This is a genomic window from Serratia fonticola (assembly GCF_001006005.1).
GTDB classification, from domain to species: domain Bacteria; phylum Pseudomonadota; class Gammaproteobacteria; order Enterobacterales; family Enterobacteriaceae; genus Chania; species Chania fonticola.
Genome location: NZ_CP011254.1, coordinates 3,965,184 through 3,986,474, shown reverse-complemented (window position 1 = coordinate 3,986,474; position 21,291 = coordinate 3,965,184). Strand labels below are relative to the sequence as shown.

Below are 21,291 nucleotides of genomic sequence, written 5' to 3'. Positions count from 1 at the left end.
GCCGCGCCCAGATTAATGTTAGCCAGCCACGGCCATGCCAACGGTCATATGCAGGCCGTAGAACACGCCACGGCCAATCAACTCACCGGCAAAGACTAACACAAAGCCCAAGGTCAACCCCATCACACTGGCGTTACCACGGCGCAACTGCGGGCAAATCCAGCAACCCAGGCCGAGAACCAGCAATACCAGCCGCCATACCATCAGTTGGCCATATTCCGGGATCAGCGCCGACGCCTGCTGTACCGAGCTGCTGATGGTCGCCAACTCACTGCCCTGCAACAGCGCCGAGCACAGGCTAAGCAGCAGCGCCAGCACGCTGATCATCATCAGTTGGCCACGGCCAGCCACTTGCAGACCGGCGGCCCGCAGCAGCAGCACGCCCAACAGCGGCCCACCGATAAACACCGACAGGAAGAAGTTCAGCGTGGTGTAACCGTTATGCCAGGTCGGTACGGTATCGATCTGGTAGACACGCGTCATGGCGTAGACAAACAGCAGGCCTAGCACCATGGTGAGCACCAGCCAGGCTTTACCCAGCGCCGGCGGCATTTTTTTCAACACGGCCAGCAGCCAATAGAGGCCACCAACCGCAAAGAATACCGAACCGCTGGCGATCTCATTACTCAACGCCGACTCACCGATGCGATTGAGCGAGTTAAAGGCCCTGATCGGCGTCCCCAGGTGCATCACGGAGGCGATAAAGGCGATCCCCATCAGCAACCACAGGAAAAACATAGAACCGTGTACCGCCTTGCTCTGGCGATCGGTCAGATTACCGGCGATCAACGCCAGCCCCATTACGATGACGCCGCCCACCACAAACTGCCCTAATACGGTGAACACCATCAGCGGCCATTCATGCCATCCCGTTCCCATTTTAAACCTCCTTCGGATTAGCCAGATGGCCGGTAGTGTCACCACTCGGGCGGCTGTTGGCGTTAGGTTTCAGTACGATGCACGGTTTGGTGAAATGCGCGGCCGGTAACGGTGCCACTTGCGCCAGGGTGCCATGTTGTTTACGCAGTTCGTCGATCGGGCCAAAGTCCAGTGCACGCAGCGGGCAGGACTCGACACAAATCGGCTTTTGGCCAACGGCTACGCGCTCATAGCAGCCATCGCATTTGGTCATGTGGCCTTTCGCTTCGTTGTACTGCGGTGCGCCGTATGGGCATGCCATATGGCAGTAGCGGCAACCGATACATATCTCTTCGTTCACCACTACAAAGCCGTCTTCCCGCTTGTGCATGGCGCCGCTTGGGCACACTTTGGTGCAGGCCGGGTCTTCGCAGTGGTTACAGGCAATCGACAGGTAATAGGCAAACACGTTCTGGTGCCAGCTATCGCCGTCCTGCTGCCAGTCGCCCCCGGCATACTCATAGATGCGGCGGAAGCTGACGTCCGGAGTCAGGTTTTTATAGTCTTTGCAGGCCAGCTCGCAGGTTTTGCAGCCGGTGCAACGACTTGAATCAATGTAGAATCCATATTGCGTAGTCATCAGCTACTCCTTAAAGTTTGGCGACCTGGACCAGATTGGTGTGAGAAGGATTGCCCTTGGCCAACGGCGACGGGCGCTGGGTGGTCAAGACGTTGATACTGCCAGCATGATCGATACGGCTACCATCTGGCGCATACCAGGCTCCTTCGCCCATAGCGACCACCCCTGGCAACATGCGCGGCGTCACCTTGGCATTAATGCGTACTTCACCACGGTCGTTGAAAATACGGATCAGGTCGCCGTTGGCTATGCCGCGGGATTGCGCATCAATCGGGTTGATCCACATCTCCTGGCGGCAAGCGGCCTTCAGCACGTCGACGTTGCCGTAGGTGGAGTGGGTTCTGGCCTTGTAGTGGAAACCGGTCATCTGCAATGGATATTTGCCGCTTAACGGATCGTCGAGGCTTTCAAAACCGGCCGCATACACCGGCAGCGGATCGATAACGTCGTCCTTGGATAATTCCCAAGTCGCTGCCAGCTCCGCCAGTTGGGCAGAATAGATCTCGATCTTGCCTGAAGGCGTTTTCAGTGGATTAGCCTGCGGATCGGCCCGGAATGCTTTGTAAGCCACATGGTGACCATCGGGATCGCGCTGCTTGAAGATCCCTTGCTTGAGGAACTGTTCAAACTCCGGTAGCGCCGGAATGGCTTCGCGGGATTGCTGATAAAGGTGACGCAACCACTCTTCCTGAGTCCGCCCCTCGGTGAAGGCCTGCTCAACCCCCATACGTCGGGCGATCTCGCTGGTCATTTCATAAATGTTCTTACACTCAAACTGCGGCTTGATCGCCTGATCGGCGAAGATGACGTAGCCCATATTGCCGCTTGAGGCATCCAGACAGAAGTCCATCTGCTCAGAGGCGGTGCAATCTGGCAGCACCAGATCGGCATATTTCGCCGACGAGGTCATGTGGTTATCGATTACCACGATCATCTCGCACTTCTTCTCGTCTTGCAGAATGTCATGGGTACGGTTGATTTCTGAGTGCTGGTTGATCAGACAGTTACTGGCATAGTTCCAGATAAACTTGATCGGCACGTCCAGCTTGTCTTTGCCCTGCACGCCGTCACGCTTGGCGGTCATTTCCGGCCCACGCAGAATGGCATCGGTCCACATGAACATGGAGATGCTGGTTTTAACCGGATTCTCCAAGGTCGGCATCCGAACAAACGGCAGGCCGTAGGAGCCTTCGCGCGCGCCCGTGTTACCGCCATGGATCCCGACGTTACCGGTTAGGATCGGCAACATAGCGATGGCACGTGAGGTCAATTCACCGTTGGCATGGCGTTGCGGCCCCCAACCTTGGGAAATGAACGCCGGTTTGGTACTGCCTATTTCGCGCGCCAGTTTGACGATGCGGTCGGCCGGGATACCGGTAATTTTTGAGGCCCAGGCAGGCGTTTTCTCAATGCCGTCGTCACCTTGGCCCAGGATATAGGCCTTATAGTGACCATTAGCTGGAGCCCCCGCAGGTAAGGTTTTTTCGTCGTAACCCACGCAGTATTTATCCAGGAACGGCTGATCGACCAAGTTCTCGCTGATTAACACATGCGCCAACCCGGCAGCCAGTGCCGCATCGGTGCCAGGGCGAATGGGGATCCACTCGTCTTCCCTACCGGCAGCGGTATCGGTGTAGCGCGGATCGATCACAATCATGCGCGCATTCGAACGCTCACGCGCCTGCTCCAGCAGGTAGGTGACCCCGCCGCCGCTCATGCGGGTTTCGCCAGGGTTGTTGCCGAACAGCACCACCAGCTTGCTGTTTTCGATGTCCGTCGGGCTGTTACCGTCAGCCCAACCGCCGTAGGTATAATTCAGCCCCATGGCGATCTGCGCGGTGCTGTAGTCACCATAGTGGTTCAGATAGCCGCCGCAGCAGTTCATCAGGCGCGCGATCAACGTAGAACCCGGTGGCCAGGAGCGGGTGACAGTGCCCCCCAAGGTGCCGGTGCCGTAGTTCAAATAGATGGCTTCATTGCCATAGTCTTTGATGATGCGCTTCATGTTGTCAGCGATCAGCGTGTAGGCTTCATCCCAGCTTATCTGCTTGAATTTTCCTTCGCCCCGCTTGCCCACGCGGAGCATGGGGTACTTCAGGCGGTCCGGGTTATACACGCGGCGGCGCATTGAACGCCCACGCAGGCAGGCACGAACCTGATGCAACTCTTGGTACTCGTCGTTGCCTGTATTATCCGTTTCGACATATTTGATCATACCGTCGACCACATGCATCCGCAGCGGGCAACGGCTACCGCAGTTTACCGTACACGCGCTCCACACCACTTTTTCTTCTGGTTTGGCAAGGGCGGATGTCGGGGAGGTTTCAGCGCTGGCACGACGGCTGAAAGGTAGGGAAACGCCACCAACGGCAAGGGCAAGCCCGCCAATGGCACTGTTTTTGACCAGCTTTCGCCTGGAACACTGAAAGCCGGTTAGAGGTTTTTTGGGGGACTCGCTCATAATATTTCGCTCTGGGTTGCTTCAATCAGCCAGGGGTATGGCTACAGGAAAATCTGCAATCAACTACGCAGATCGGTTTTAAAATGGCAGGTAATGGTTTTTTTATTTTGACCTGCTCTAGGTGGAACTATCCTCCTAAATAGGTAGTTCCACCTTGTTCACAATCAATAAATAGTTGATATCACTGCCATTATTGATAATGATTATTATTTCATACCTTTTCGATCTCGATCAGATTGGTATGCTGCGGGTTACCTTTCGCCAGCGGCGATGGCCGGTGGGTGGTGAGCGTATTCATGCAGGCACCGTGATCGATACGGTCGCCGTTCATGTTGGCCTGATGCCAGGCTCCCTGCCCCATAGCTACCACGCCCGGCATGATGCGCGGTGTCACCTTGGCGGCCACGCGAACTTCGCCACGGCCATTGAATACCCGCACCGTTTCACCGCTGGCAATGCCGCGCTGGCTGGCATCCAGCGGATTGATCCAGACTTCCTGCGGGCAAGCCGCCTGCAGCACATCGATATTGCCGTAGCTGGAGTGGGTTCGGGCCTTATAGTGGAAACCGAACATTTGCAGCGGGTAGGTGTTACGCAACGGATCATCCCAACCTTCAAAGGTTGAGGCGTAGACCGGCAGCGGGCTGATGGTTTCGTCCTTCTCCAGCTCCCAACTGTTGGCAATCTCTGCCAACTTGGCCGAATAGATCTCAATCTTGCCTGAAGGCGTTTTCAACGGGTTGGCTGCGGGATCGTCACGGAATTTTTTATAGGCCACAAAGTGCCCATTCGGGTCTTTACGCTTGTAAATCCCCATGCTGCGCAAGGCTTCATACGAGGGCAACTGCGGGTCCTTTGCCAACATCTTGGCGTAAAGGTATTGCAGCCACTGCTCCTGAGTACGCCCTTCGGTGAATTTTTGGTGCACCTCAGGCCCAAGGCGGCGCGCCACCTCGCTCATCACTTCATAGATGGGTTTACGTTCAAACTTGGCAGAGGTGGCCGGCTGGATAAAGATCAGGTAACCCATATTGCCAGCGTAGTCGTTTGGGATGATGTCCTCCTGCTCGACCGTCATCAGGTCCGGCAGCAGAATATCGGCGTATTTTGCCGAGGAGGTCATAAAGTTTTCCAGCACCACAATCATTTCACACTGGGAGTCATCCTGCAGAATGTCGTGGGTTTTGTTGATATCGGAGTGCTGGTTGGTAATGGTATTACCGGCATAGTTCCAGATGAACTTGATCGGCACATCCAACTTGTCTTTGCCGCGTACCCCATCACGTTTGGCGGTCATTTCCGGGCCACGGGCGATGGCATCGGTCCAGCTGAAGCAGGAAATCTGCGTTTTTACCGGGTTTTCCAGCACCGGCATCCGTTCAATGGTGATGGTGTAGGTTGATTCACGCGCGCCACTGTTACCGCCGTTGATCCCCACGTTGCCGGTCAGGATCGGCAGCATGGCAATGGCCCGCGAGGTGAGCTCACCATTTGCCTGGCGCTGTGGCCCCCAACCTTGGGAGATATAGGCCGGTTTGGCACTGCCAATTTCACGTGCCAGCTTGATGATACGCTCGGCCGGAATGCCGGTGATCTGCGATGCCCACTGTGGAGTCTTCTCAACGCCGTCCTCGCCCTGCCCCAGAATATAGGCCTTGTAGTGGCTATTGGCTGGTGCACCGACGGGTAAGGTTTTCTCATCGTAACCCACGCAGTAGTTATCCAGGAACGGTTGGTCGACCAAATTCTCGCGGATCAATACGTGCGCCAATCCGGCGACCAGAGCGGCATCAGTGCCTGGCCGGATCGGGATCCACTCATCTTCCCGCCCGGCGGCCGTATCCGTATAACGCGGATCGATGACGATCATGCGCGCGTTAGAACGTTCCCGAGCCTGCTCCAGGAAGTAGGTGATGCCACCGCCGCTCATGCGGGTTTCCGCCGGATTGTTGCCGAACAGCACCACCAGCTTGCTGTTTTCAATATCAGAGGTGCTGTTACCTTCATTGCTGCCGTAGGTATAAGGCATGGCGCAGGCGATCTGGGCGGTGCTGTAGGTGCCATAGTGGCTGAGAAAACCACCGTAGCAGTTCATCAGGCGGGCAACCAGCGAGGCATAAGGCGAAGAACGGGTAATATTGCCGCCGACAATGCCAGAGGTATAGTTGATGTAAACGGCTTCATTGCCGTATTTGGCGACGATGCGTTGCAGGCTGACGGCAATTTCGCTGTAAGCCTCTTCCCAACTGATGCGTTTGAATTTACCTTCGCCACGTTTGCCGACGCGTTTCATCGGGTAATTCAAACGTTCCGGATGATTCATGCGCCGACGCATGGAGCGGCCGCGCAGACAGGCGCGCACCTGATGGTTGCCATAAACATCGTCGCCCGTGTTGTCGGTTTCAACCCAGTAAACTTCGTCATCGCGTACGTGTAACCGCAAGGCGCAGCGGCTGCCACAGTTAACCGAGCAGGCTCCCCACACCACTTTATCCTGCGGTGCGGGTTGCACCGCGGTGTCGACCGTTTCTGCCACTGCATGGCGGCTAAAAGGCAACGAAAAACCGCCAGCGGCCAGGGTCAAGCCCGCTACCGTGCCGGATTTCATTAGCGTACGGCGGCTGATACCGTTGGATGATGATGTTGCAGATTTTTGCTTCGACATAGCTCACTCCAGGTCTTGCCCGAACAACGGGAAAAGTCATGCCTTGGTCGGCAGAGACAGGAGGAAGCTGAATTAGCGCTGGGTGGTTTGATGTGGAAAAATAATTCCCCCTCCATGGGTAAGGATATTACTCACAAGGAGGTAATAAACTTTGTCTGCTATCAATAAATGTGGCTTTCATTCGTAAATGAAAATTATTCACACGAAAAAAAGCGCCCGTAGGCGCTTTCGATATAACATTTCGCTACCACCGTGGGGGTGGATTAACCGATATATTCCAGGCCGCCCATGTAAGGACGCAACGCTTCTGGCACCTGAATACGGCCATCGGCCTGCTGGTAGTTTTCCAGCACGGCAACCAGAGTACGGCCTACGGCCAAGCCAGAGCCGTTCAGCGTGTGCACCAGGCGTGGCTTTTTCTCGGTTTTGCTGCGGCAACGAGCCTGCATACGACGTGCCTGGAAATCTCCCATATTGGAGCAGGAAGAGATCTCACGATAGGTGTTCTGCGCAGGCAGCCACACTTCCAGATCGTAGGTTTTGCAGGAACCAAAACCGATATCACCGGTGCACAGCAGCACTTTGCGATATGGCAGGTTCAGCAGTTGCAGCACTTTCTCCGCATGGCCGGTCAACTCTTCCAGCGCATTCATCGAGTCTTCTGGGCGCACGATCTGGACCATTTCGACCTTGTCGAACTGGTGCATACGGATCAGGCCACGGGTGTCACGCCCGTAAGAACCGGCTTCTGAACGGAAGCATGGCGTATGTGCGGTCATCTTCAGCGGCAGATCTTCTTCATCGAGGATCTCGTCACGCACCAGGTTAGTAACTGGCACTTCCGCAGTTGGGATCAGCGCGTAGTTGCTGCTTTCTGATTCTTCTTCCAGCGGTTTGGTATGGAACAGATCTTCACCAAACTTCGGCAACTGACCCGTACCGTACAGCGTGGCATGGTTCACCAGATACGGCACGTAGGTTTCCAGATAGCCGTGCTGTTCCGTGTGCAGATCCAGCATGAACTGGGCCAACGCACGGTGCATGCGAGCCATTTGGCCTTTCATCACCACAAAACGCGCACCGGTCAGTTTCACCGCAGCGGCAAAGTCTAGCCCACCGGCCATTTCGCCCAGCTCAACGTGATCGCGTACCGGGAAATCGTACTGACGCGGTTCGCCCCAGCGGCAGATTTCCAGGTTTTCGCTATCGTCTTTACCGTCCGGCACCGCGTCGTCCGGCACGTTTGGCATCACCAACGCGTAATCACGGATCTCGCTCTGCAGCTTATCCAGTGCGGCCTTGGCAGCATCCAGCTTGTCACCCAGTTCGTTCACTTCGCGACGCAGTGGCTCGATATCTTCACCGCGCGCTTTGGCCGCGCCGATGGATTTCGATCGGGAGTTACGTTCTGCCTGCAGTGTTTCAGTTTCTACCTGCAGAACCTTACGGCGCTCTTCTTGCGAACGCAGCAGATCCAGATCGAGTTTAAAGCCTCTGCGAGCCAGTTTTACGGCGACTGCGTCTAGCTCATTACGCAGCAGATTGGGATCGAGCATGCTAATCCTGTGCTTGTTGTTATTGAAAGAGAAATTATGTTTTATGCCGCAATGGTATAGCCGCATAAAAGAAGTGTGATACCCGCTAACCTTACCGCAACGGCAACGCTAGCGGTAGCGTTTTGTCTGGCTATTTTGATCCTGCTCAGCCAGCCATGCCAACTTTTCACCGATTTTACCTTCCAGCCCGCGCGAGGTTGGATGATAGTAGCGCGTGGTGGCCATTTCCGCCGGGAAATAGCTCTCTCCGGCCGCGTAGGCGTTGGGTTCGTCATGGGCATAGCGGTATTCTGCGCCCAGCCCCATTTCTTTCATCAGCTTGGTCGGTGCGTTACGCAGATGCCCCGGCACGTCATAGTCTGCCATCTCTTTGGCATCACGCATGGCGGCTTTAAAAGCGGTATATACGGCGTTGCTTTTGGGGGCACAGGCCAGATAAACGATCGCCTGTGCGATAGCGCGTTCCCCTTCCGCAGGGCCAACGCGGGTGAAGCAATCCCAGGCGGCAATGGCCACCTGCATTCCGCGTGGATCGGCGTTGCCAACGTCTTCAGAGGCAATGGCCAGCAGGCGGCGCGCCACATACAGCGGATCGCCACCGGCGGTAATAATACGCGCATACCAGTACAAGGCGGCATCCGGTGCCGAACCACGCACGGATTTATGCAGTGCTGAAATCAGATCGTAATAGCGATCGCCTTTGTTATCGAAGCGCGCACTGCGTTCACCAGAAACCTCTTTGAGCAACTCCGGGGTTAATACCCGCATGCCTTTGCCGTCGATTTCCGCCATATCGGCCATCATCTCCAGGCTGTTCAAGGCGCGCCGGGCATCGCCACCCACCAGTTCCGACAGCATGCGCTTGGTTTCCGGCGGCAGCTCAATGTTTTGATCGCCAAAACCACGCGCCTTGTCTTCCATCGCCTGATCCAGCACCTGGCCGATGTCGTCCGCCGTTAGCGCTTTGAGTAGATACACCCGCGCGCGGGACAGCAACGCCGAGTTCAGCTCAAAGGAGGGGTTTTCCGTGGTGGCGCCGATAAAGGTAATGGTGCCGTCTTCGATATGTGGCAGGAAAGCATCCTGCTGGCTTTTATTGAAGCGGTGGACCTCGTCAACAAACAGGATGGTGCGGCGGCCTGCATCCCGGTTTTGCCGGGCGCGCTCAATGGCTTCGCGGATCTCCTTGATGCCGGAGGTTACCGCTGAGATACGCTCAACATCGGCCCGACCGTAGCGACCAATCAACTCTGCCAGCGTCGTTTTCCCGGTTCCCGGCGGCCCCCACAGGATCATCGAGTGCAACTGCCCCGCCTCGATGGCGCGTGGCAACGGCTTGCCCGGGGCCAGCAAATGCTGCTGGCCAATGTATTGCGCCAGCGTGGTTGGCCGCATACGCGCGGCCAGTGGCTGGAACTCATTGTGGGAAAAATCGAGTGACATGTTGCTCACGTAGACCTCACTGGCGCTGGTCGTCCAGCGTCACCCCCTTCGGTGGGGTAAATTTGAATTTGGCAGCATCAACGCTGCTGCTCTGCTGGCTCTTCAGCTGATAAGCGCTGCGTTGGCCATCTTGCTCAACCGCGGCAAAGCTCTTGATGGTGCCGCTATTGGTCACGGTGATGGCAAACTGCTTCAGATTACCGCTGCTGGCCTTTGGCGTCAGTTCAAAATCATCGCCCTTCTGCTTCACGTTGTACTTTTTCCAGTCGTTAGCATCGTTACGGGTGATCAGCATAAACGGCGTATTGCCTGTGGCGTTCTTCAGCCAGGTGGCCGTCACCTGCTCGACGAACGGGTTGTAGAACCACAGGGTCTCGCCGTCCGAAACCAGCACGCTCTCATCCGGAGAGGTCATGTGCCAGTTAAACAGATTAGGGCGTTTTACCCATAATTCGCCTTCCCCTTGCTGCACTGCAGCGCCGTCACTACTGGTGACCGATTGGGAGAAGCTGGCATGGAAACTGTTTACTTTCGCCAGACGACTTTGCAAATCTTGCGCAGCATCCGCCAACACGGAAGTAGACGCGAATCCCGAAAGCAGACAACAGGCAATCAACAGTTTTTTCATTATTCCAGATACCTTATGAAATGCGTTTACCGCAAACTGGGTCAATATAACCCTGAACACCTCCACTCTACCCGAAGCGCTCGACAGACAGCCAGAGCAGTATTCCGATAAAGCAGGGGTTTACGCTTCTTTGCACAAGGGCCGCAAAGCGGCCCTTCAGATTGATAACAACGTGATAATGTTGCTGAGTTTGCAAGCTGATTATCTAGCCGGGCGCAGCATGCAGCGCCCCTACGTTATAAGTCCGGTTAAGAATTGTCCGCATGGCAATCAGTCATGCCGCGGTGGGGCCAACACCTCACGGTTACCGTTATGCCCCTGCTCGCTGACAATGCCCTGCGCTTCCATCTGTTCGATGATACGCGCGGCGCGGTTGTAGCCGATACGGAACTGACGCTGTACACCGGAAATCGAGGCGCGGCGTTTATCCACCACGAACTCAACCGCCTGATCGAACAGCGGATCCAGCTCTTCGTCACCGTCCAGACCACCGCCTGCGCCACCCTCACCGTCTTCACCGGCGCTGAGAATGCCCTCTTTATACTGCGGCCGCTCACGCGCTTTCCAGTCTTTGACCACGGCATGAACTTCCTGATCGCGGACAAACGCCCCGTGCACACGCACCGGTATTGAGGAGTTCGGAGCCAGATACAGCATGTCCCCCATCCCCAGCAAGGATTCCGCTCCGCCCTGATCGAGAATGGTGCGGGAGTCGATCTTGCTCGATACGGTAAAGGCGATACGCGTCGGGATGTTGGCCTTGATCAAACCGGTGATCACGTCCACCGAAGGACGCTGGGTTGCCAGCACCAGGTGGATCCCCGCAGCACGAGCTTTCTGTGCCAGGCGAGCGATCAACTCTTCAACCTTTTTGCCCACCGTCATGATCAGATCGGCAAATTCATCCACCATCACCACGATGTACGGCTCTTTTTCCAACACCGGCGGCGTGATATCCATGCTGTCGCTTGGCTTCCAGAACGGATCCGGGATTGGCCGCCCCATCGCCTCGGCCTGATCGACCCGCTCGTTGTAGCCTGCCAGGTTACGAACCCCCAGGGCAGACATCAGCTTATAGCGGCGCTCCATCTCGGCCACACACCAACGCAAGGCATTGGCGGCGTCTTTCATGTCGGTAACCACGTCTGTCAACAGGTGTGGTATGCCTTCATAAACCGACAGCTCCAGCATTTTCGGGTCGATCATGATAAAGCGCACTTCTTTCGGCGTGGCCTTATACAGGATGCTGAGGATCATGGCGTTGACCCCAACCGACTTACCGGAACCGGTAGTACCGGCCACCAGCAGATGCGGCATTTTAGCCAGATCGGCGACCACTGGCTGACCCGCAATATCTTTACCCAATACGATCGCCAGAGGCGATGGATTGTCGCGGAAGGCTGGGCAATCCAGCACTTCGCGCAGATACACGGTTTGCCGTTTGACGTTCGGTAATTCCAGGCCGACGTAAGGCTTACCCGGGATCACCTCCACCACACGTACGGCGGAAGTTGACAATGAACGGGCCAGATCGCGCGACAGGTTGGAGATACGCGCGGCCTTGACGCCAGGAGCCAAATCCAGTTCGAAGCGGGTAATGACCGGGCCAGGCAGAATATCGACCACGTCGGCCTTGACGCGGTAATCTGCCAGGCTGGCTTCCACCAGCCGCGCTTTCTGTTCCAGCGCAAAGGTATCGACCGGTTCGACCTCTTTCGGGGCCTCGGTCAACAGATCCAGCGTTGGCAGTGGCGTAGTCGGTTTCTGCAGCGGCATATCATTGCGCATCAGGAATGGATGGATCAGGCTGTCCATCGCTGGTGCTGGCGGTTGCTGCTGAACGGGTGGCTGATAAGTCTGTTGCGGCTGGTAACCAGGCGCAGGGTTGGTTTGCGGACGCGGTGCCTGATAAGCGGGCACCTCAGGCTCAAACTGCCCGAACGGCACATCGTCTTCCAACTCGCTTTCCTGCTCGATGCTATCCTCAAGCTGTGGCGACAGAGTAAACAGCGGCTCGGTTGGGCCGTCATCCACCAGATCTGCCATCGGTGAGAAACTGTAGGCCTGGCGAGTATCCACCGGACGAGTCACAGGAGCCGGTTCTGGTTCAGGCTGCGGTGCTTCTACGCCATAGCGTGCCTGTTGTTGCGCGGCAAATGCCTGACCGAGTTCGGCCTCACGCTGCGCATCTTCGTCATCTTGTTGTTCTTGCGAATACTCTTCGCCATAGCGCTGGCTTTGCTGTTCGGCAAAGGCCTGACGCAATGCAGCTTCTTGCAGGACTTCATCTTCTTCCTGCGGATTGCTGACCAGTTCTGGCTGCGGTTCATCCCCACGGTTGCGCTGCTCCTGCTCCGCGATCCGCTGCGAAGGCAGCTTGATGCCGTAGGAGGCCAGCTCACGCCGGGTTGGAATACGCACCGGATTTGGCCGTGGCAGTTCCGGGCCGATGCCCTGCTTGATCTGCGAGCTTGCATCGCTGGTGGCAGTGAACGCTGGCATGAAGGTGTTGTTTACCACGCCAGCGGTCACTGCGGCTGCGGCAGTTGCCGCTGGTTTCACGACCTCTCTGGCGCTGAAACCCGTTGAGCCAATGACATCGTCGCTATCCCGCTGGGCCGCAGAGAAATCAAACGGTGACGGCTCTGGTTTTGGCGTAACGGGGGTCTGCCAGTCACCCAGGCGCGGCTCATGTTCCTCACGATAAGGCTCCGTTACGCGCGTCGTTCTCGGTGCCGGGGTCTCTTCTGGCAGTTCAAACGAATACAGCGGCGGCGTGTCTTGTGGTTGCGCAGGAGTTAATGGATGCTGACTGATGGAAGCAGGCGCCGTCGGAGCCACGGTGACCGGAGCTTGAACAGCCGCTTTCGGCATTACCGGGATATCGGTAACGACCGGCGCTGGCTCGGCAAGCGGGAGGTCATCATCGCTGGCACGCAAGCCACTCAATAAAGGATCTGCGGCATCTTGCGCTTCTTCTTCGGCGGTTTCGGTCACGGAAGAGGCAGAGAACAACGCGTCGTCCTCATCTACTGCCGTAGCAGCAGGTGCCACAGGTTGGCCGCTTTCTTCGCGATCGTCGAACACGACATCGTCATCGTCGTGATAGCGGTCTTCACGGCGTGAACGGTTAGTCATAAAGGTAGCGGCACCCAGCACGACACCACCAATCTTTTCCGCAATCACCAGCCATGACCAACCGGTGAACAGGGTCAGCCCCACCGCCCAAATGCCGAGCAGCGCCAAAGTGGCGCCAATGCCGTTAAACCACGGCAACATGGCATTGCTTAGCAGGCTGCCAATCACCCCGCCTGAAGCGAAGTAATAGAGATCGTCAACGTTCAACGCCGCCAGGCCACACGAGGTAAGCACCAGCGCCAATGTGCCGATCAAACGTAACGAGAGCCCAAAGAAATCGACGTAATCGCCGTTATCGCGCCGACGGTAACCCGACAGGCACAACACCAGCATAATCGGTGGGATCGCATAGGCAAGGACCCCAAAGGTGAAGAACAACGTGTCGGCCAACCATGCACCTACTCCGCCGCCCAGATTGTGGATAGGCTCATGCCAGGCAGTTTGCGACCAACTAGGATCGGAAGGATTGAAACTGACCAACGCAGCCATAAGGTAAACGGCAAAAATTGCCACCACGATCAACACAGCCTCGAGCAAACGCCGCCCACTGCTGAGTTTTTTCAGGGTAACTTCTTTATCTTCTGTGTATTCCTGGCTCAAGAAAGGCACTCCAGGTTCCTGTTGACGGATAGAGTAACGGCGCCGAGAAATTTCCCCGGCGCCAAAACTGTATGAATAAACAGGAGTGTAACGAATTTAATCAGGTTTTGCACCTGCACCTTACCGTGTTTTGATAACCAGACGGTTACTCTGTTTGACTTCTTCCATCACGACGTAAGTACGGGTGTCATTAACCCCCGGTAAACGCAACAGAGTTTCGCCTAACAGCTTACGGTAAGCTGACATATCTGGCACACGGGTTTTCAACAGATAGTCGAAATCACCGGAAACCAGATGACACTCCTGAATTTCTTCAAGTTTTTGCACCGCAGAGTTGAATTGCTCAAACACATCCGGCGCGCCGCGGTTCAACGTGATTTCCACGAAGACCAGCAGGGAAGCATCCAGATAATGCGGGTTAAGCAATGCGGTATACCCATGAATAAAGCCTTGACGCTCAAGACGGCGCACACGCTCCAAACAAGGGGTTGGGGATAACCCCACGCGCTTTGAAAGTTCGACGTTCGAAATGCGCCCATCCTTCTGCAACTCATTGAGGATGTTGCGATCGATACGGTCGAGATCTTTCCCCGGGCGTTTTTTAGTATCTACCATTATTATTGTCTCTCTTATGTTCTTCCCTGCACTTGCCACACCCTAGCCAACGTCAATGTGCAAGGATTTGTTCCAAGCGAAGACCCGATGCCAGTGTTAAGCGGTTCATCCCCCTGAGGGGACAGGATACGTAATACCAACCGCCCTTGTGCTTCGTCACTATTCGTCACTACCATCTTCCGCCGTTGCCCAGCCTGTCTGTCACCTCTGGACAACGAATTCAAATGATTTACGTTCAGAAATCCATCAACTCCCGCCAGGGCAAACCCTCCCTCACCCATCGCGACCCGGCAATGTTTTGCCTGGGTGGCGAAAATGCCTACGATTTGCTGCTGGCACGGGGTTAATTTCTTCTTCCTATGATGTTTTCGCAAATGCGCAGCGGATTGTCAAAGTAAAAGAAGTAAAATCAGTAGAACGTACCGCAAGCAAAACTGAGCACCTGATTTTTTGTTAGGAATTTCCCCCATTCAAAACCGGGCAGTTACCCTCATAAACCCGGCAATAATCGCGTTTTTAGCCTATTGCTGTACAAAATTATCGCGTTCACTCCCCCGCCCTGCCGGGGGATAAAAACCCGGCTAATAGGCGCTGGTTATCAAACAAATCGGTAACAACATCCCCTGGCGCTTTTTTTACTGCCGCATTTTCCCTACAATCGGTTCCATTGTCCGCCATTGTGGGAAACGAGGTTATTCATGGGCACGGCTAAACATAGCAAATTATTGATCCTGGGCTCTGGCCCGGCTGGCTACACCGCAGCGGTTTATGCAGCGCGCGCGAACCTGAACCCGGTATTGATCACCGGTATGGAGCAAGGCGGTCAGTTGACCACCACCACCGAAGTCGAGAACTGGCCAGGCGATGCCGAAGGCTTGACCGGCCCGGCGCTGATGGAGCGGATGCGTGAGCACGCAGAAAAGTTCGACACCGAGATCGTGTTTGACCATATCAACAGTGTCGATCTGCAGAACCGCCCTTTCCGCCTGTTGGGTGATAGCGGTGAATATACCTGCGATGCCTTGATTATCGCGACTGGCGCATCGGCCCGTTATTTAGGCCTGCCATCAGAAGAAGCTTTCAAGGGCAAAGGGGTCTCCGCCTGTGCTACCTGCGATGGTTTCTTCTATCGCAACCAGAAGGTCGCCGTGGTCGGTGGTGGTAACACCGCCGTGGAAGAAGCGCTGTATCTGTCAAACATCGCCTCTGAAGTTCACCTGGTGCACCGCCGCGACACTTTCCGCAGTGAAAAGATCCTGATCAATCGCCTGATGGAAAAAGTGAAAAACGGCAACATCATCCTGCATACGGACAGCACGCTGGACGAAGTGTTGGGCGATCAGATGGGCGTCACCGGAATGCGCCTGCGCAGCACCAAAGATGCTGAGCAGACCAAAGAGTTAGAGCTTGCTGGCGTATTTATCGCGATCGGTCACAGCCCGAACACCGCAATCTTTGGCGGGCAGCTTGAGCTGGAAAACGGCTATATCAAGGTGCAGTCCGGTATTCACGGTAACGCGACCCAGACCTCCATTCCGGGCGTATTTGCCGCAGGTGACGTCATGGATCACATTTACCGCCAGGCGATCACCTCAGCCGGAACGGGCTGTATGGCCGCACTGGACGCCGAACGCTATCTCGACGGTATCGCGCAGGCCGAATGCAAATAACCCTTCAGCGATAAACGTTACCGAGGCGGCCGATTGGCCGCCTTATTTATTTCCAACCACGCCCACGCTGAAAGCGTGACTGCTGCCCGAATGATTAAGCTGCTGGCTCAGTAGGTAGGGGCACTGCATGCTGCGCCTATTTAGATAATCAATCGGTTAGCTAGGAGCCTCCCTGGAAATTCAGCATCGTTGCCACTTTGCCATCAACCTCAGATTTATTTCACGTCTACCGAGTGACGAGGTAACATTAGCGTTCACTTGTCTTATTTCCCGCTGAGACAAACACTTTTTTAACAGTACGTTAACCAAGCCTGCTACAACAGGCATCGGCGACGCAGACACCTGATGAAAAAAACCAGACAGCACCAGTTAACCCGTTGGCTCAAAACACAGAGTACGTTGGCGCAGCGTTGGCTGCGTTTATCCATGCTGTTAGGTCTGGCAAGCGGCATTTTGATCGTCGCCCAGGCCTGGCTGTTGGCCTCATTGCTCCATGCGCTGATTATTGAGCATCAGCCCCGTGGCGAACTGGTTTCGTCGTTTATCTGGTTGGCCGCCACCTTTGCCTTGCGCGCCTTCTTGAGCTGGCTGCGCGAACGGGTCGGCTTCATCTGCGGGCAGGTTATTCGCCAGCGTATGCGTGCGCAGGTGCTGGCTAAGCTGCAACAGCTTGGCCCCGCCTGGATCCAGGGCAAGCCTGCCGGCAGCTGGGCCAGTATCATCGTTGAGCAGATTGAGGATATGCAGGATTACTATTCCCGCTATCTGCCACAGATGTATCTGGCCGTGTTTATTCCGGTGCTGATCCTGATCACCGTCTTCCCGATCAACTGGGCGGCCGGGTTTATCCTGCTGGCTACCGCCCCGCTAATCCCACTATTTATGGCGCTGGTCGGTATGGGGGCAGCCGATGCCAACCGCCGTAACTTTGTCGCGCTGGCAAGGCTCAGTGGCAATTTCCTCGATCGCCTGCGCGGCCTGGATACCCTGCGTCTGTTTAATCGCGGCCAGGCTGAAACCGACCACATTGCCAAATCCTCAGAAGATTTCCGCCAGCGCACCATGGAAGTGCTGCGTCTGGCCTTCCTCTCCTCCGCCGTGCTGGAGTTCTTCGCCTCGATTTCCATCGCCGTGGTGGCGGTCTATTTTGGCTTCTCCTACCTCGGTGAACTGAACTTTGGCAGCTATGGCATGGGCGTAACGCTGTTTGCCGGTTTTCTGGTGCTGATCCTGGCACCGGAGTTTTTCCAACCGCTGCGCGATCTGGGCGCCTTTTACCATGCCAAAGCCCAGGCCGTGGGCGCTGCTGAAGCGCTGGAAACTTTCCTGGCCGCCGAGGGCGAGCAGGTTGGTAATGGCTCTCAAACGCTAAATAGCGAAGAACCACTGACCCTGCAGGCACAACAGTTGGAAATCCTCTCACCCAATGGCGTAGTGCTTGCAGGGCCGCTTGATTTTACCCTGCCAGCCAATCAGCGTATTGCCTTGGTCGGGCTTAGCGGTGCCGGGAAAAGCTCGTTGTTGAACCTGCTTCTGGGCTTCCTGCCCTACCGGGGCTCGTTGCTGATCAACGGTATCGAACTGCGCGAGCTGGCTGCGGTTAACTGGCGCCAGCAACTGGGCTGGGTGGGGCAAAACCCCCATCTGCCAGCTCAAACTCTGCGGGACAATATTCTGCTCGGCTATCCGCAGGCCAGCGAGGCCCAATTGCAACAGGCGGTTGAACAGGCTTACGTCAGTGAATTCCTGCCGCATTTACCAAAAGGGTTGGCAACCGATCTGGGTGATGGCGCTGCCCGCCTTTCCGTTGGGCAAGCTCAGCGTGTGGCCGTGGCGCGGGCGCTGCTCAGCCCCCGCCGTTTGCTGTTACTGGATGAACCTGCGGCCAGCCTGGACGCCCACAGCGAGCGTTTGGTGATGCAGGCGCTGAATGCCGCCTCCCATCAGCAGACCACGCTGTTGGTCACGCACCAGTTGGAAGATACCGAAGATTATGACCAGATTTGGGTGATGGACAGCGGCAAAATCGTGCAGCAGGGCAACTACGCCACGCTCAGCACCCAGCCCGGTCTGTTTGCCAAACTGATTGCACACCGCATCGGGGAGCTATAATCATGCGCGTTTTGCTGCCATTCCTGGCGTTGTATCGTCGCCACACGTTTCTGATTTTACTGGGTATCGTGCTGGCTATCGTCACCCTGCTGGCCAGTATCGGCCTGCTGGCGCTGTCCGGCTGGTTCCTGGCTGCCTCTTCGCTGGCCGGGCTGGCGGGGTTGTATACCTTCAACTACATGCTACCGGCCGCTGGCGTACGGGGTGCGGCAATCTTCCGTACCGCCGGGCGTTATGCAGAACGGGTCGTCAGCCATGACGCCACTTTCCGGGTGTTGTCCCATCTGCGGGTATTTACCTTCCGCAAGATCCTGCCGCTGTCACCGGGTGGTATTGCCCGCTTCCGTCAGGCTGAGCTGCTCAACCGCCTGGTTGCCGACGTCGATACGCTCGATCACCTCTACCTACGCGTTATTTCGCCGATGGTCAGCGCTGCGGTGGTGATTGTGGTGGTCACCTTCGGCCTCAGTTGGCTGGATGTTCCACTAGCCCTGACGTTGGGCGGAATTCTGTTATTGCTGTTGCTGGCCGTTCCGCCGGTCTTCTATCGCGCAGGTAAGCCCATCGGGGAAGAGTTGACCCTGTTACGCAGCCAGTACCGCACCGACCTGACCGCCTGGCTCCAGGGTCAGGCCGAACTGGTGGTGTTTGGCGCGCTGGACGGTTTCCGGCATAAGCTCAACGCAACCGAACAGCGCTGGCAGAGCCGTCAGTGGCAACAGGCTTCGCTAGGGGGGATTGCCCAGGCACTGATGATCCTGGCAAGTGGCCTCACCGTCACGCTATTAATGTGGCTAGCCGCCGCGGGGATCGGTGGCGATACCCAACCTGGGGCCCTGATTGCCCTGTTTGCCTTTGCCGCTCTGGCCTCTTTTGAAGCCATGATGCCCGTCGCCGCCGCGTTCCAACATCTGGGCCAGGTGATCGCTTCGGCGACCCGGGTCAAGCAGATCATCGATCAACAACCGGAAGTCACCTTCCCTGCCAGCGGTCCAGCCTCACAGCCGGGTGCAGAGCTGCAACTGAGCGAGGTGTCCTTCACCTATCCCGACCAGCCGCTGCCGGTGTTGAACAACGTGACGTTGAACATCGCCGCTGGTGAGCACATCGCGCTGTTGGGCCGTACCGGCTGTGGTAAATCGACCCTATTGCAATTGCTGACCCGCGCCTGGAATGCTGACAGCGGCCAAATCCTGCTCAACGGCCAACCACTGGCCAGCTATGATGAAGCTACGCTGCGCGCCATGACTACGGTCGTGAGCCAACGGGTGCATATCTTCAGCAGTACCCTGCGTGAAAACCTGCGTATCGCCGCACCTGCGGCCAGCGATGAGGACTTGAACCTCGCACTGCAACAAGTTGGTCTGGATAAGCTGCTGGAAAATGAGGGGCTGAATGCCTGGCTGGGTGAAGGTGGCCGCCAGCTTTCCGGTGGTGAGCAACGTCGTCTGGGCATTGCCCGCGCCCTGCTGCATCAAGCCCCGCTATTACTGCTGGATGAGCCGACCGAGGGGCTGGATGCCGAGACGGAGCAACAGATCCTGGCCCTGCTGCGCCAGCATTGCCGCGGCAAGACGTTAATTCTGGTGACTCACAGACTCTATGGGCTGGAGCATTTCGATCGCATCTGCGTGATGGACGGCGGCAGTATCGTGGAACAAGGCAGCCACGCAGCGCTGATGCGCCAGCCTGGCCGTTACGCCCAATTCCGCCAACGTATCAGTAATGTATCGCTGTAAAACCGCCTGTGGGCGACGCTAAGAGGTTTTATGCGCATTGTTAAGCTGTCATCGCAGTCTGTAGCGTTTCCTTCACCAGAGACCGCCCTGCACGATCCTAACGGACTGCTGGCCATCGGTGGCGATTTAACGCCTGCGCGGCTGCTGGCAGCCTATGAACGCGGTATCTTCCCCTGGTATTCGCCTGGGGAAGCCATACTCTGGTGGTCACCGGACCCACGGGCGGTGCTGTTCCCAGCGCAATTCCATGTCAGCCGCAGCCTCAAGCGATTGCTGCGCAACCCGCCTTTCCGTATTACTCTCAATCATGACTTTGCCGCCGTGATCGCCGCATGCTCATACCGGCCCGATGAAGGCACCTGGATCGGCGAAGAGGTACAGCAAGCCTATTTACAATTGCATCACCTCGGGCACGCCCATTCCATTGAGGTGTGGCAGGGGGAAGAACTGGTCGGCGGCCTGTACGGTGTCGCCCAGGGAGCGCTGTTCTGCGGTGAATCAATGTTTAGCCGCACTACCAACGCATCAAAGTGTGCTTTATGGGCGTTTTGCCGCCATTTTGCCGGTTATGGAGGAGAATTGGTTGACTGTCAGGTGCTTAACGCTCACACTGCCCGGCTTGGAGCGAGAGAAATTCCCCGCCGCCAATTTTTGCAGCAGTTGAGCAACCTTCAGCGCAGAGTGTTAGCGCCGGAATGCTGGACAGCGCAAGTCATACCCCCACAGCTGGTTGAACTGCCCTCCCAAACTGACTAATTTTGTGGAATCGGTGCATTGTTCACCGACACTCCTTTACATAATGTGGGTTTTTCGGCATTATCTTGCCGGTTAAAAACTAAGGTAGTTAGACCTAGAGGATTCGATGGCCAAAGAAGACAATATTGAAATGCAGGGCACCGTTCTTGATACGCTGCCGAACACCATGTTCCGTGTTGAATTGGAAAACGGGCACGTGGTTACCGCTCATATCTCCGGTAAAATGCGCAAAAACTATATCCGCATCCTGACGGGTGACAAAGTCACTGTAGAGCTGACCCCGTACGACCTGAGCAAAGGCCGCATTGTCTTCCGTAGCCGTTAATCGGCTCACCCGTCGCCAGCCACTGGCGACACCGAGGATGTGATCCCTCAAAAGAGCCCTTTCCGTTTACCCCCGCAGCAACGTT

15 protein-coding genes are annotated in these 21,291 nt (G+C 56.3%); 6 read left to right on the top strand and 9 right to left on the bottom strand.

Translation table 11 applies throughout. The features are described from left to right. Positions 1 to 18 precede the first annotated feature (18 nt). The 9 genes from WN53_RS17740 to lrp form a co-directional block, all read right to left on the bottom strand. Positions 19 to 879 carry a DmsC/YnfH family molybdoenzyme membrane anchor subunit gene (locus WN53_RS17740; RefSeq protein WP_046808140.1) on the bottom strand — a complete coding sequence of 287 codons (861 nt, stop codon included), beginning with the start codon at positions 877 to 879 and terminating at the stop codon, positions 19 to 21. Between the two features lies 1 nt (position 880). Further along, positions 881 to 1,498 carry a DMSO/selenate family reductase complex B subunit gene (locus tag WN53_RS17735; RefSeq protein WP_021804936.1) on the bottom strand — a complete coding sequence of 206 codons (618 nt, stop codon included), beginning with the start codon at positions 1,496 to 1,498 and terminating at the stop codon, positions 881 to 883. A 10-nt stretch (positions 1,499 to 1,508) separates the two neighbouring features. Further along, positions 1,509 to 3,959 (bottom strand): dimethylsulfoxide reductase subunit A, encoded by a 2,451-nt coding sequence (gene dmsA / locus WN53_RS17730; RefSeq protein ID WP_024484617.1) that lies wholly within the window; start codon positions 3,957 to 3,959, stop codon positions 1,509 to 1,511. 211 nt (positions 3,960 to 4,170) lie between these two features. After that, the gene (gene ynfE / locus WN53_RS17725) at positions 4,171 to 6,624 is read right to left on the bottom strand and encodes a selenate/tellurate reductase subunit YnfE (RefSeq protein WP_024484618.1); all 2,454 of its coding nucleotides are present in this window, start codon (positions 6,622 to 6,624) and stop codon (positions 4,171 to 4,173) included. Between the two features lie 263 nt (positions 6,625 to 6,887). Further along, positions 6,888 to 8,180, bottom strand: a complete 1,293-nt coding sequence (gene serS / locus WN53_RS17720) for a serine--tRNA ligase (RefSeq protein ID WP_046808139.1) — start codon at positions 8,178 to 8,180, stop codon at positions 6,888 to 6,890. A gap of 108 nt (positions 8,181 to 8,288) precedes the next feature. Further along, positions 8,289 to 9,632 carry a replication-associated recombination protein A gene (locus WN53_RS17715; RefSeq protein WP_024485996.1) on the bottom strand — a complete coding sequence of 448 codons (1,344 nt, stop codon included), beginning with the start codon at positions 9,630 to 9,632 and terminating at the stop codon, positions 8,289 to 8,291. Between the two features lie 7 nt (positions 9,633 to 9,639). Next, a complete protein-coding gene (gene lolA, locus WN53_RS17710) occupies positions 9,640 to 10,251 on the bottom strand; it encodes an outer membrane lipoprotein periplasmic chaperone LolA (protein WP_024485997.1) in 612 nt (203 codons plus the stop codon). Positions 10,252 to 10,521: 270 nt separating this feature from the next. Further along, the gene (locus WN53_RS17705; protein WP_024485998.1) at positions 10,522 to 13,989 is read right to left on the bottom strand and encodes a DNA translocase FtsK 4TM domain-containing protein; all 3,468 of its coding nucleotides are present in this window, start codon (positions 13,987 to 13,989) and stop codon (positions 10,522 to 10,524) included. A 120-nt stretch (positions 13,990 to 14,109) separates the two neighbouring features. After that, a complete protein-coding gene (lrp, locus tag WN53_RS17700) occupies positions 14,110 to 14,604 on the bottom strand; it encodes a leucine-responsive transcriptional regulator Lrp (RefSeq protein ID WP_021804943.1) in 495 nt (164 codons plus the stop codon). A 224-nt stretch (positions 14,605 to 14,828) separates the two neighbouring features. Between lrp and WN53_RS29050 the strand changes: the two genes are divergently transcribed. The 6 genes from WN53_RS29050 to infA all read left to right on the top strand — a co-directional run bounded on the left by WN53_RS29050 (position 14,829) and on the right by infA (position 21,206). Continuing rightward, on the top strand, positions 14,829 to 14,951 hold the full coding sequence (locus tag WN53_RS29050; protein WP_255417737.1) for a hypothetical protein: 123 nt from the start codon (positions 14,829 to 14,831) through the stop codon (positions 14,949 to 14,951). A 351-nt stretch (positions 14,952 to 15,302) separates the two neighbouring features. Further along, complete coding sequence (trxB, locus tag WN53_RS17695; RefSeq protein ID WP_024485999.1) at positions 15,303 to 16,274, top strand: thioredoxin-disulfide reductase; 972 nt, start codon at positions 15,303 to 15,305, stop codon at positions 16,272 to 16,274. 345 nt (positions 16,275 to 16,619) lie between these two features. Beyond that, positions 16,620 to 18,386 (top strand): heme ABC transporter permease/ATP-binding protein CydD, encoded by a 1,767-nt coding sequence (gene cydD, locus WN53_RS17690; protein ID WP_024486000.1) that lies wholly within the window; start codon positions 16,620 to 16,622, stop codon positions 18,384 to 18,386. Positions 18,387 to 18,388: 2 nt separating this feature from the next. Further along, the gene (gene cydC / locus WN53_RS17685; RefSeq protein ID WP_024486001.1) at positions 18,389 to 20,125 is read left to right on the top strand and encodes a heme ABC transporter ATP-binding protein/permease CydC; all 1,737 of its coding nucleotides are present in this window, start codon (positions 18,389 to 18,391) and stop codon (positions 20,123 to 20,125) included. 30 nt (positions 20,126 to 20,155) lie between these two features. Beyond that, on the top strand, positions 20,156 to 20,881 hold the full coding sequence (gene aat / locus WN53_RS17680; protein WP_024486002.1) for a leucyl/phenylalanyl-tRNA--protein transferase: 726 nt from the start codon (positions 20,156 to 20,158) through the stop codon (positions 20,879 to 20,881). A 106-nt stretch (positions 20,882 to 20,987) separates the two neighbouring features. Beyond that, positions 20,988 to 21,206 (top strand): translation initiation factor IF-1, encoded by a 219-nt coding sequence (gene infA, locus WN53_RS17675; protein ID WP_002211347.1) that lies wholly within the window; start codon positions 20,988 to 20,990, stop codon positions 21,204 to 21,206. Positions 21,207 to 21,291: the final 85 nt, after the last annotated feature.

Excerpts from the sequence above, each read along its gene's own strand:
- WN53_RS17740 (WP_046808140.1), bottom strand. The coding sequence starts at position 879 with ATGGGAACGGGATGGCATGAATGGCCGCTGATGGTGTTCACCGTATTA.
- WN53_RS17735 (WP_021804936.1), bottom strand. The coding sequence starts at position 1,498 with ATGACTACGCAATATGGATTCTACATTGATTCAAGTCGTTGCACCGGC.
- dmsA (WP_024484617.1), bottom strand. The coding sequence starts at position 3,959 with ATGAGCGAGTCCCCCAAAAAACCTCTAACCGGCTTTCAGTGTTCCAGG.
- ynfE (WP_024484618.1), bottom strand. The coding sequence starts at position 6,624 with ATGTCGAAGCAAAAATCTGCAACATCATCATCCAACGGTATCAGCCGC.
- serS (WP_046808139.1), bottom strand. The coding sequence starts at position 8,180 with ATGCTCGATCCCAATCTGCTGCGTAATGAGCTAGACGCAGTCGCCGTA.
- lolA (WP_024485997.1), bottom strand. The coding sequence starts at position 10,251 with ATGAAAAAACTGTTGATTGCCTGTTGTCTGCTTTCGGGATTCGCGTCT.
- lrp (WP_021804943.1), bottom strand. The coding sequence starts at position 14,604 with ATGGTAGATACTAAAAAACGCCCGGGGAAAGATCTCGACCGTATCGAT.
- WN53_RS29050 (WP_255417737.1), top strand. The coding sequence starts at position 14,829 with ATGATTTACGTTCAGAAATCCATCAACTCCCGCCAGGGCAAACCCTCC.
- trxB (WP_024485999.1), top strand. The coding sequence starts at position 15,303 with ATGGGCACGGCTAAACATAGCAAATTATTGATCCTGGGCTCTGGCCCG.
- cydD (WP_024486000.1), top strand. The coding sequence starts at position 16,620 with ATGAAAAAAACCAGACAGCACCAGTTAACCCGTTGGCTCAAAACACAG.
- cydC (WP_024486001.1), top strand. The coding sequence starts at position 18,389 with ATGCGCGTTTTGCTGCCATTCCTGGCGTTGTATCGTCGCCACACGTTT.
- aat (WP_024486002.1), top strand. The coding sequence starts at position 20,156 with ATGCGCATTGTTAAGCTGTCATCGCAGTCTGTAGCGTTTCCTTCACCA.
- infA (WP_002211347.1), top strand. The coding sequence starts at position 20,988 with ATGGCCAAAGAAGACAATATTGAAATGCAGGGCACCGTTCTTGATACG.